Source organism: Paramesorhizobium deserti, from assembly GCF_001558695.1.
Taxonomy (GTDB): domain Bacteria; phylum Pseudomonadota; class Alphaproteobacteria; order Rhizobiales; family Rhizobiaceae; genus Paramesorhizobium; species Paramesorhizobium deserti.
On the sequence record NZ_LNTU01000001.1, the window covers coordinates 275,982 to 287,151 of the forward strand.

Below are 11,170 nucleotides of genomic sequence, written 5' to 3' on the forward strand. Positions count from 1 at the left end.
GAGGAGCTGTCGAGCGCCGGGGTTCGTATCCACCGGAGGAACTCATGAGCCCGACACAGTTGAGCGCGGAAAGCCCGCGCGGAAAAACCCCTATCTACGGCCATCTCTACGTGCAGGTGCTGGTGGCGATCGCGGCCGGCATCGCGCTCGGCCATTTCTATCCCGATCTCGGCGCCAGCCTGAAGCCGCTCGGCGACGCCTTCATCAAGCTTGTCAAGATGATCATCGCTCCCGTCATCTTCCTGACGGTCGCGACCGGCATCGCGGGCATGTCGGACCTGCAGAAGGTCGGCCGCGTCGCCGGCAAGGCGATGCTCTATTTCCTGACCTTCTCGACGCTGGCGCTGATCGTCGGCCTGATCGTCGCCAATGTCATCCAGCCCGGCAGCGGCATGCATATCAATCCGTCCTCGCTCGACGCGAATGCCGTGGCCAACTACGCCGAGAAGGCCCATGAGCAGAGCATCACCGGCTTCCTGACCAACATCATTCCCTCGACCATCGTCGGCGCTTTCGCCTCGGGCGATATTCTGCAGGTGCTGTTCTTCTCCGTCCTATTCGGCATCGCGCTCGGCATGGTCGGCGAAAAAGGTGCGCCGGTTCTCAACTTCCTGCAGGCGCTTTCGGCCCCGATCTTCAAGCTGGTGGCGATCCTGATGAAAGCCGCTCCCATCGGCGCCTTCGGCGCGATGGCCTTCACCATTGGCAAATACGGCATCGAGTCCATCGCCAACCTGGCAATGCTGGTCGGCACCTTCTACCTGACCTCACTGCTGTTCGTGCTCGTCATCCTCGGCGCAGTGGCGCGCTATAACGGCTTCTCGATCCTGGCGCTCATCCGCTATATCAAGGAGGAGTTGCTGCTCGTGCTGGGCACCAGCTCGTCGGAAGCGGCCCTGCCCACGCTGATGGAGAAAATGGAAAAGGCGGGCTGCAAGAAGTCCGTCGTCGGCCTCGTCGTGCCGACCGGCTACTCCTTCAACCTCGACGGCACCAACATCTACATGACGCTGGCGGCCCTGTTCATCGCGCAGGCGATGGATATTCCGCTCTCGATCGGCGATCAGATCCTGCTGTTGCTCGTGGCCATGCTGAGCTCGAAGGGCGCGGCGGGCATCACCGGCGCGGGCTTCATTACGCTTGCCGCCACGCTCTCGGTCGTTCCCGCCGTTCCGGTGGCGGGCATGGCGCTGATCCTCGGTATCGACCGTTTCATGTCGGAATGCCGGGCGCTGACCAACCTCGTCGGCAACGCGGTCGCGACCATCGTCGTGGCACGCTGGGAAAAGGAGCTCGACACGGAGAAGCTCGCCGCGGCCATGAGCGGCAATCCGCTTCCGGCACCGGAGGTGCTGCAGCCCGCCGAATGATCCTGTCCGCCACAGGCCATCGATAACGGATGCCGGGCACATCGAGTGATGTGCCCGGCTTTTTTTGATCTGTCTGCATCATCGGCACCGCCAATCAGCTCTCTCTTGCAAATTCTAAGGACTTGGGCAGAGCCCAAGCCCGAGAATTTGCTTTCTCCCCCACCAAGGGGGAGATAGAGCCCGCATGAACCTGCAACCAATCATCAACTCCTGCGGTTGGCAGCAAGGGCAGCGCAGCATTATCTCTCCCCTTGCGGGAGAGAAAGTGATTTCAACATCTTAGCGAAGCTAAGTGTTAGAAATCGCAAGAGAGGGGGCATCCCATTTCCTACTCCGCCGCCTGGACGTTCGGGACCACGGGCTTGGCGAACAGCCGCCGACGGCGAATTTCACCGGGCGTGGCGAACTTGTTCTTCTTCAGCGCCGTGGTCATGTGGCTCTGGCTGGAAAAGCCGATCATCTCGGCGATGCTGGAGAGCGGCGTATCGCTCTCGCGCAGCTGCTTTTCCGCTTCGTTCAACCTCAATGTGAGGAGGTACTGATGCGGCGTCTGGCCAAAACTCTCACGAAAGGAGGTGAGGAAATGACCAGGCGAGATGCCGACCTGCGCCGCCATCTCCGCGATGGAGATCTTGTTGCAGAAATTTTCCCGGAGATAGGCCTCGATGCGGCGTGACGCCTGGTAAGAGAGCCCTCCGACTTCCTTCTTCCCGGCGCTTGTCGACATGATTGCGCAGGAGAAGCGTGGCAACCACGGTCATCAGCGCATCCAGATAACGCTCGCTGGCGGGCGCCTGCTTCTGCAATTCACCACGCAGGAGATGCGCCACCTGCAGGCATTTGGAATCGATAATGCGGCTCACCGCCGAAAAGAGCGGCTCACTCAGTTCCGCCGAGAGTTCCTCCAGCCCTTCGAGCCTCTCCGTGGACAGCATCACCGACACGCTTTCCTTGCCGGTTGGCCAGCGGAGCACCGACTGGCTTCCCGCGGGAAAGACCAGAACCATGCCGGCGGGCGCATCGAAGATCTGGGTGACGCCCGGCCCCAGCGACCATTCCATGTCGCGGATGGCCGACAAGATCACCATGGCAAGCGGCTCGGCGGGGCGGAACAAGGCGGCTCCGGCCGGGGAAACCGCGTGGATCAGCCTTCCATCCAGCGCTGTCAGACGTTCACCGGGAAAATCCGGAAATTGCATGGCGTCGTTTCCATCATCCGCAGGAAAGGCGCGTTTGGCATCAAAAATAGTATTCATTTTGTCATATCCATAAACTGCCATTGAAAAATGAAGGCTGTTGCCCTTCGCTCAATAATTTCTTCATCTGCTATGAATAATTATCTTGACGATGTTCCTTCCATTCATGGCAGGCAAACATCTCCCCCTCACGCGAAGCGCTCGTCAAAGAACACTTCTGCCAGCGGAGCAGACGCGGCTGCCCTGGTTCATCCCACGTCTTACCGGGAACGCAACTGACAATTATCGTTATTGTTGATTTACCAGTATCATCGGTCATTGCACCGATGCAACTATATGGTTAATAGAATTAAAAGAATTCAACTAAAAATTGACGATTCCGGAATTTCATGAAATCTTCGAAATGCAATAAAAACCCAATGCAGGATTTCTGGCAAGAACCGACAGATTGGAAAAGAGGAACCGCTTCATGTGCGCTGCAAGATACAGACTATCGGCGGGCCGGGAAGGATCGACACCTGTGATTCGCGTGATGATGGCTGGAAAAAGGACCAGCCAATCACCTTGCCGGGCAGAGTGATTCTCTTTTGCAGCGCCGGGAAAACATCCAATACCAGCCGCGGGCACGGCAGCGGCTTAGTCTATTTCATTGAAAAGAAAAAGGAAGGAGATATACGCAAGAACGCATCTTGATCCCAGGTCATTTGTAAGACAAAGATACCTAAAGACATTTGCAGAATCAAAATTGGATAGAGAAAAACATGGCTATACTTTCCAAACCACGCCACCACAAACGCACGGGCCTACTTGCCGCATTCGCACTGGTTGCAGCTGCGGGCGGCACGCTCCTTCTTCCCAGTCCCGCTCCGGCGCAGAGCGAAGGACCGACCGCACTTTCCGAGACATTCGGAGACTGGCTGATCAATTGCCAGACCACCACTCAGAACGATGCGAAGAAGCGCAATTGTCAGATGACCCAGGAACAGGTCGACGGCAAGTCCGGCCAAAGGGTGCTGATGATTGCTCTCGGCGCTCCCGATGCCAAGACGGGCGTCTCCAATTCGACACTCGTCCTGCCCTTCGGGCTGGATATCTCGAAAGGCGTCCAGATCAAGGTCGATGACACCGATCTGACCAAGACCAGCATCAGCACCTGCCTGCCGCAGGGCTGTATCGCGCCGCTCTCCTTCGACAGCAAGGCGATGGCTGCCCTGGCAAAAGGCAATCAGGCGGTGATCAGCATGACAGCCTTCAATGGCGGCCAGGACGTGAGCGGCAATATCTCGCTCAAAGGCTTTGCCGCCGCATCGTCGCGGCTGGCCGCGCTGACCAAATCCTGAACCAGCGGCGATTTCACCTTAAAGCGCCAGGCGTAGCAAGACGCCTGGCGCTTTTCTTATGAACTTGCATATCGCTTTGCGAATGCCGATCACCGCTTGCGGGCGGACGCCTTGCGCGCGGCCGCGTGACGCGGACTTGTCTGAGCCGGGCGAGATCCGGATTCCTGCCGGGCCCGGTCATCCATCAGCTCATACCACATGGCATTGAGGACGGCGAAGGCGACTGCCAGCGGCAATCCGAGAAGCCAGGAAAAATACCACATGTTCGGTCTCCTTGATTGGTCATCAAGGGAGTAAGGAAGCGGGGAGCAAGGGAGCATGTTTTTGCGCCAACATACTCCCCTACTCCCTTACTTCCCTATTCCCTTACTTCCCTATTCCCTTCAATAAGAATGGCTGCTCTTGTCGGTAACCTGCGCCGCGTCGACCTTGCCCCACAGCACATGATAGACCCAGCTCGTATAGGCGACGATGATCGGCAGAAAGATTACCGTCACCACCAGCATGATGAAGAGTGTCAGATGGCTGGACGAGGAATCCCACACGGTGAGGCTCGATTTCGCATCGATAGACGACGGCAGGATGAAGGGAAACATCGAGACGCCGACGGAGGAGATGATGCCGAAGATGGCGAGTTTCCCGGTCAGGAGCGGCAGGATTTCCGCCCCGCTGCGCAGGGCAAGGAAGGTTGCAATCGTGCCGATTATGCCGAGCGCGGGCGCGACAAGCAGCCAGGGATGGGCGGCATAATTGGCGAACCAGGCGCCACTCTCGGCCACCACCGTCTTGAGAAGCGGATTGGACGGCCCGGCCGGATCGATCGCGCTGGTGATCCGGTATCCGCTGATATAGGCCCACAGAATTGCCCCGGCCGCGACATAGAGCACCAGAGTAATGAGCGCGGCCACGCTGCCGTAATCCCGCGCCCGCCACGAAATCTTGCCGTCCGTCTTGAGCGCCAGCCAGGCGCTGCCGTGCATGACCAGCATCGAGACCGACAGAAGACCGCAGAGCAGTGCGAAGGGATTGAGCAGGCCGAAGAACGAGCCCTCATAGAAGATGCCCATGTCCTCGGCGAAGCGGAACGGCACGCCCTGCAGCACATTGCCGACGGCGACGCCGAAAATCAGCGCCGGAACGAAACCGCCTGTGAACAGCGCCCAATCCCAGCCGGAGCGCCAGCGCATACTGTCGCGCTTGCTGCGGTATTTGAACCCCACCGGACGCAGGATCAGCGCCGCGAGGATGAGGAACATGGCGAGATAGAAACCGGAAAAGGAGACCGCATAAAGCGGCGGCCAGGCGGCGAAGATGGCGCCGCCGCCGAGGATGAGCCAGACCTGATTGCCTTCCCAGACCGGGCCAATGGTGTTGATGACAACGCGGCGCTCGATGTCGTTCCTGCCGACGAAAGGCAGCAGCATGCCGACACCGAGATCGAAACCGTCGAGGGCGGCGAAGCCGATGAGAAGCACGCCGAGGAGAACCCACCAGATCAGGCGCAGGGTTCCGTAATCAATCAGTTCGCTGAGTATCATGTCTCTTACTCCGCCGGAGCGATCGTGGGTGAAGCGAGGATCGCTTCAGGCTCTGTATCGGGCTCGGGGCCTTGCTTTATGGCACGCAGCATCAGGCCCATCTCGATGATGATCAGCACCGTATAGATCACCACGAAGCCCACTATCGTCGTAAGAACGGTCGCCGCACCGAGATTGGAGACGGCCGCCGCCGTCGGCAGCACGCCCTCGATGATCCAGGGCTGGCGCCCGAACTCGGCGACCACCCAGCCCAGCTCGGCGGCGATCCACGGCAGCGGGATGGAGAAAACCGCCACCCGCAAGAGCCACGGATGGTGGTCGAGCGCACGGCGCGCCGAAAGGACGAAGAAGGTCGCCGTCAGCAGGATGAAGAAGAAGCCCAGGCCCACCATGATGCGGAAGGACCAGAAGAGCGGCAGCACGCCCGGCACCGTATCGTTGGCGGCAGCCTTGATCTGCGCGTCGGTCGCGGTTCGCGGATCGTCGACATAGCGCTTCAGGAGAAGCGCGTAGCCGAGCCATCGGCCATTGTCCTCGAAGGCGGTGCGCGCCTCCGCGGGAACCGCTGCTTCGCTGCCGGCGGCGCGGATCTTCTGCAGGGCATCATAGGCGACGATGCCCTTGCGGATATGATCCTCGGCGCTGGCCACGAGCTGGTTGATGCCCGGGATGGGCGTCGTCAGCGAGCGGGTGCCAATCAGGCCCATGACCATGGGGATATGGACGGCGTAATGCGTCTCGCGCGCCTCCTGATCGGGGAAACCGAATGCGGTGAAGGCGGCGGGCGCAGGCTCGGTGTTCCACATGGCCTCGATGGCGGCGAGCTTCATCTTCTGGTGTTCGGTGGAGAGATAGCCGCTTTCGTCACCAAGCACGACGACGGAAAGCGATGCGGCGAGGCCGAAGGAGGCGGCGACCGTCATCGAACGCTTGGCGAGCTCCGTGGAGCGGCCTTTGAGGAGATACCAGGCCGAGACGCCGAGCACGAAGATTGCCGCCGTGACATAGCCGGCCGATACCGTGTGGACGAATTTCGCCTGGGCGACGGGGTTCATCAGCACGGCAAAGAAATCGGTAATCTCCATACGCATGGTCTGCGGATTGAAGGCCGACCCCACGGGATTCTGCATCCAGCCATTGGCGATCAGTATCCATAGCGCCGAGAAATTGGAGCCGGCAGCGACGGCATAGGTGGCCACGAGATGGCCGAGCTTGGAGAGCTTGTCCCAGCCGAAGAAGAACAGGCCGACGAATGTCGCCTCGAGAAAGAAGGCCATCAGCCCTTCGATGGCGAGCGGCGCCCCGAAAATATCCCCGACATAGTGGCTGTAGTAACTCCAGTTCATGCCGAACTGGAATTCCATGACGATGCCGGTGGCGACCCCCATGACGAAGTTGATGCCGAAGAGCGTGCCCCAGAATTTGGTCATCTGACGCCAGATCTTGCGGCCTGTCATGACATAGACGGTTTCCATGATCGCCAGCAGAACGGAAAGGCCAAGCGTCAGCGGAACGAAAAGAAAATGGTAGAGCGCTGTTATTGCAAACTGCAGACGCGATAGTGAGACAATGTCGAATTCCATTGTTTTTCCGCCGGCGCCACCGGCGCTCCTTTCTCAACTATTCTTTCCGATACCATATGGAATCGGTTGAATTCTGCGGCTATACTTCCCGCAATCCGTTAACAATGTGCAAGAAGCCAGGATCAACATTGCCAACAGATTGGGTGATCCCGCCTTGATCCAGCACAATTATGCGGTCCGCGAGCGCGGCCTCACGCCTGGTATGGGTGGCGATCACCAGCGTCCGGCCCCGCGCCTTTCGTCCAAGACGGTCGAGCACATCGCCCGCCGTCGCCGCGTCCAGCCCCTCGGTCGGTTCGTCGAGCAGCCAGAGCGGCGTGTCGGTCAGGAAAAGCCGCGCCAGCGCCAGGCGCCGGGACTGGCCACCGGACAGGCCGAGACCGCCCTCGCCCAATTTGGCCTCTAGGCCGCCGGGCATCGCAGCGACGGTCGAAGCGAGACCGGCATCCTGGAGCGCATCCCAGAGCGCTGCATTGTCGGCAGCGGGATTGGCAAGGCGGAGGTTTTCGCGAACCGTGTCCTGAAAGAGCTCGGTACGCTGGGTCAAAAGCGTGGCTCGTGTCGCTTCAACCGTGCCGGCCTGCGGCGCGATTTCCCCGGCGAGCACGGCGAGCAGCGTGGATTTTCCAGCACCGCTCGCCCCTACGAGAGCGAGTTTCTCCCCGGCACGAAGGTCAAGGGAAACATCACAAAGCGCCGGCTTCTCCGTGCCATGGTGGCAGGCGGTGACGGAGACAAGACGCGTGGCCCCTCCCTCCTGCGGCGCATGGCGGGGTAACGGCTCGTCGGTTGCGTTCAGACGTGGCGTCAGCCGCCGCGCGGCGAGTGCTGTCCGGCCAAGCTCCATCGCGCCACGCCGCAGCGCCGCGAAGGGCTCCATAGCGGCAAGCGCAACGAGAAGGCCGAGGGCAGCGACCGGCGCGCCGAACGTTCCCGCTTGCACCAACATAGCCACCGCGACAAGCGCGCCGGCGAGCAGCAGCGCCCCCGCCGATCCGAAACCCGCGGCCAGCGCCGTATCGAGCCGGTTCAGCGCGTCATCGGCTTCCGCAAGGCGATTGGCGCCCGGCCATGACGAGTTCCGTCTGGCCGGCGACAAAATCAATGGTGCGCGCCCGCAGCGCTTCAACCGCCTTGGCGTGGCGACGCATCGGCTTTTCAGCGGCAATCGCCGCGATTGCCGGCAGGCCCAGCCCCGCCAAAAGCAGCAGGCCGGCAACCGCAAGGCCGAGCGGCGGCGACATGAGATAAAAGACCACGCCAGCGGCAAGGGCGGCGCCAAGCGCAGCGCCCGCCGGCACCAGCACCCGGAGGTAGAGCGAATCCAGCACGTCGATATCGGCCGTCAAGCGGAACAGGAGACGCGCCGGCCGCATCAGGAGATCATGCGCCGCTCCCGGCCCGGCGTGAGCCCGAAACAGCCTCTCGCGCAAGGCGGCAAGCACGGCAAGCGTCGCGTCATGGGTGACAAGCCGCTCACCATAGCGGGCGCCAGTGCGCACAATGGCAAGGAAACGAATGCCTGCGGCGGGCGCGAAGACATCGAAGACGAGCGCCGTCGCAGCGGAAAGCCCGGCGATGGCGGTGGCGGTGATGAACCAGCCGGAAAGGCCGAGCAGTGCGATACCGGCCAGCACCGTGGCTGCGGCAAGTGCCATACCGCCAAACAGCAGGCCACGGCGTTCGGCGAAAAACAGGCCCAGCACGGGGTGGAGGTGGCGGAGCATGCTCATCGCGCGGCCCTCTTCCTGGTCTCGACATGGGACGCGACACCGGCTCCGTCGAGCATGATCACCCGGTCCATGCGCTCTGCAAGCGCCCGGTCATGGGTGGCGACGATCAATAGCCGGCCCTCGGCGAGCGCCAGAAGGCTTTCGGTGATCCTTGCGGCGGTGCGGCTGTCGAGATGCGCCGTCGGCTCGTCGGCCAGGATAATGCCGGCCTCGGCATTGAGGGCGGCACGGGCCAGCGCCAGGCGCAGCGCCTCGCCGCCGGAAAGGCCGACGCCGTTTTCACCGATCAGGGCGCGGTCCTGCACCGTTTCGATTTCGCCGAGTGCGGCAAGGCCAAGCGCGGCGGCAATTCTCGCTCTATCCACGCCATCCCGGCCGAGCGTGACATTGGCATCCGCCGAGCCGGCGAAGATATGCGGCTTCTGCCCCACCCAGGCCATGCGCCGGCGCAGATCCGCCGCTGTTTCGTCCCTCAGCGGCGTGCCGCTGACGATGATCCTGCCTTCTTCGGCGGTGACGAGGCCAGCGACCAGCGCCAAGAGGCTCGACTTGCCGCAGCCGCTCGGGCCGAACAAGGCGAGATGCTCGCCCGGAGCGACGGAAAGACTGAAATCATCGAACAGCAAAGCATCGCTGCCGGCATGGCGGAAACGGATGTTGGAGAGTTGGAGGGATACCGGTTTGCGAACCGGAACCGGTGAGTGAACCTCCCCTTTACCGACCACCGGCGCGCCATCCTCCGACAGTGCCTCGAGCGCTTTCATCGCCGCCTCGCCGGCAGCACGGTCGTGCCATACGGCGGAGAGATCGCGCAGCGGCTCGAAGAAGGCCGGCGCCAGCAGCAGGATGAAGAAGCCTTCCGCGAGCGAAAGCTTGCCACCCCAGGCTCCGAAATCGAGCTGGCCGAGGAGATGGAACCCGATATAGACGGCGACCATGGCGACGCCGAGGGCGGAGAAAAGCTCGAGAACCGCCGATGACAGGAAGGCGATGCGCAGAACGGCCATGGTGCGCCGGCGGAGGCTTTCAGCATTGTCGCGCAGGCGACGGGCGGTGAGATCGACGGCGCCGAAGGCGCGGATGGTGGCGAGCCCGCGCAAGCGGTCGAGCAGGAAGCCATTCATGCCGCCGAGCTCGGCAAGCTGTGCCTCGCTCGCTGCGTTGGCCCGCCAGCCGATCAGCGCCATGAAGATCGGGATGAGCGGCGCAGCAACGAGGAGAACCAGCGCCGCCGCCCATGAGAACCAGAGAACCACGCCCAGGATGATGAGCGGCAGGATCATGACGCGCAGCCGCACCGGCTGGAAACGCGCGAGATAGGGAACGATCGCCTCCGCCTGCTCGGCGATGACGCTGGCAGCAAAGCCGGAGGCGGGACGCCCGCTGTCGAGCGGCGAGCGGCCGCCGAGTGCGGCGATCGCCCGCTGCCGCATGGAAGAAAGCGTTGCGCGGGCAACCTTGAAGGCGAGTCTGTTTCCGGCGGCATCCAGCGCAGCACGCAAAATGCCGATGCCGAAGACGGCAGCGGCGATCCAGATCATCTGCCGCAGGGCGCCATCATCGGTGATGATACCCAGCGCATAGGCGAGCAGCGCCGCCTGCGGCAGCCAGAGCAGCGCGGCGCCGGCCTGCAGCACCGCCCCTGCCCTGGCACTCGTCTTGGGAGACGATCTGGATGAGAATTTCGTACGCCTTGTCGGAGCATTGCCCGCATCGGACTTGGCGAAATTGCTGGAGACGACGGCGTTCACGCGCTTTCACCGTCCTTCTTGCCGGAGTGCCGTCCCCTGCCGAAGGAGACGATCCTGTCCTTCGTCTCCAGCAATCGGGTCACCTTGGCACCCAGCGCCAGCAGGGTTGCTAGCCTATCGGTCTCGAGCTGCTTCACATCGTCGTACCAGTTGGTCAGTTGCTCGATGAGCCCGTACATGTCCGCCATGCGGTCTTGCGCATAGCGCTCGGCCTCGCCGGTCGGACTCTGCATCAGGATCTCCCGCAGCACCGTCATGGTCGGGTCGATCTCGCGTTTCTTGCGCTCTTCGGCGAGCGTGCGCAGAATCTGCCAGATATCGTCGGGCGTGGTGAAGAAATCCCGCCGATCATCCGGCAGATGTTTCAGCACGACAAGGTTCCAGCCCTGCAATTCGCGCAGGCTCATCGACACGTTGGAACGCGAGATGCCAAGCTTCTCGACAATCTGGTCGGCGCAGAGCGGCTCCGACGAGACATAGAGCAGCGCATAGATCTGGCCGACCGTGCGGTTGATGCCCCAGCGGCTGCCCATTTCACCGAAATGCAGCACGAAGGACTGAACGATGGGTGGGAGCTCCATGGCGCAATTCCGTCCTTTTCGAAGTTTCAGTAATTTCTGAAATTTCAATAAATCTGGAATTGATCCAAATCAAGCCAT

At 61.7% G+C, this 11,170-nt stretch carries 10 protein-coding genes and 1 pseudogene; 3 read left to right on the forward strand and 8 right to left on the reverse strand.

From position 1 onward, the window contains the following. The first annotated feature begins 44 nt into the window (after window positions 1-44). Complete coding sequence (locus ATN84_RS01315) at window positions 45-1,370, forward strand: dicarboxylate/amino acid:cation symporter (protein ID WP_068879733.1); 1,326 nt, start codon at window positions 45-47, stop codon at window positions 1,368-1,370. A 328-nt stretch (window positions 1,371-1,698) separates the two neighbouring features. Here the strand turns inward: ATN84_RS01315 and ATN84_RS01320 are convergent, their stop codons facing one another. Together ATN84_RS01320 and ATN84_RS27650 are read right to left on the reverse strand one after the other, a co-directional pair. Beyond that, window positions 1,699-1,986: a helix-turn-helix domain-containing protein gene (locus ATN84_RS01320; protein WP_068879734.1), complete on the reverse strand. Its 288-nt coding sequence runs from the start codon at window positions 1,984-1,986 to the stop codon at window positions 1,699-1,701. Continuing rightward, window positions 1,934-2,626, reverse strand: coding sequence for a hypothetical protein (locus tag ATN84_RS27650; protein ID WP_068879735.1), 693 nt, complete (start codon window positions 2,624-2,626; stop codon window positions 1,934-1,936). Before ATN84_RS27650 ends, ATN84_RS01320 begins: the two co-directional genes overlap by 53 nt. Window positions 2,627-3,037: 411 nt before the next feature. On the opposite strand from ATN84_RS27650, the gene ATN84_RS01330 reads away from it, so the two are divergent. Continuing rightward, window positions 3,038-3,259, forward strand: coding sequence for a hypothetical protein (locus tag ATN84_RS01330; RefSeq protein WP_068879736.1), 222 nt, complete (start codon window positions 3,038-3,040; stop codon window positions 3,257-3,259). Between the two features lie 68 nt (window positions 3,260-3,327). Next, the gene (locus tag ATN84_RS01335; protein WP_068879737.1) at window positions 3,328-3,906 is read left to right on the forward strand and encodes an invasion associated locus B family protein; all 579 of its coding nucleotides are present in this window, start codon (window positions 3,328-3,330) and stop codon (window positions 3,904-3,906) included. 89 nt (window positions 3,907-3,995) lie between these two features. Here the strand turns inward: ATN84_RS01335 and cydX are convergent, their stop codons facing one another. From cydX to ATN84_RS01360, 6 genes and pseudogenes are all read right to left on the reverse strand, one after another. After that, a complete protein-coding gene (gene cydX / locus ATN84_RS25785) occupies window positions 3,996-4,169 on the reverse strand; it encodes a cytochrome bd-I oxidase subunit CydX (protein WP_082766042.1) in 174 nt (57 codons plus the stop codon). Window positions 4,170-4,289: 120 nt separating this feature from the next. Then, window positions 4,290-5,444 carry a cytochrome d ubiquinol oxidase subunit II gene (gene cydB, locus ATN84_RS01340; RefSeq protein WP_068879738.1) on the reverse strand — a complete coding sequence of 385 codons (1,155 nt, stop codon included), beginning with the start codon at window positions 5,442-5,444 and terminating at the stop codon, window positions 4,290-4,292. Window positions 5,445-5,449: 5 nt separating this feature from the next. After that, on the reverse strand, window positions 5,450-7,027 hold the full coding sequence (locus tag ATN84_RS01345; protein ID WP_068879739.1) for a cytochrome ubiquinol oxidase subunit I: 1,578 nt from the start codon (window positions 7,025-7,027) through the stop codon (window positions 5,450-5,452). 79 nt (window positions 7,028-7,106) lie between these two features. Beyond that, a pseudogene (locus ATN84_RS01350) lies at window positions 7,107-8,760 on the reverse strand (amino acid ABC transporter ATP-binding/permease protein). Next, window positions 8,757-10,397: a thiol reductant ABC exporter subunit CydD gene (gene cydD / locus ATN84_RS01355; protein ID WP_082766121.1), complete on the reverse strand. Its 1,641-nt coding sequence runs from the start codon at window positions 10,395-10,397 to the stop codon at window positions 8,757-8,759. The pseudogene ATN84_RS01350 and the gene cydD overlap by 4 nt, the downstream one beginning before the upstream one ends. A 110-nt stretch (window positions 10,398-10,507) precedes the next feature. Further along, a complete protein-coding gene (locus tag ATN84_RS01360) occupies window positions 10,508-11,092 on the reverse strand; it encodes a GbsR/MarR family transcriptional regulator (RefSeq protein ID WP_068879741.1) in 585 nt (194 codons plus the stop codon). Window positions 11,093-11,170: the final 78 nt, after the last annotated feature.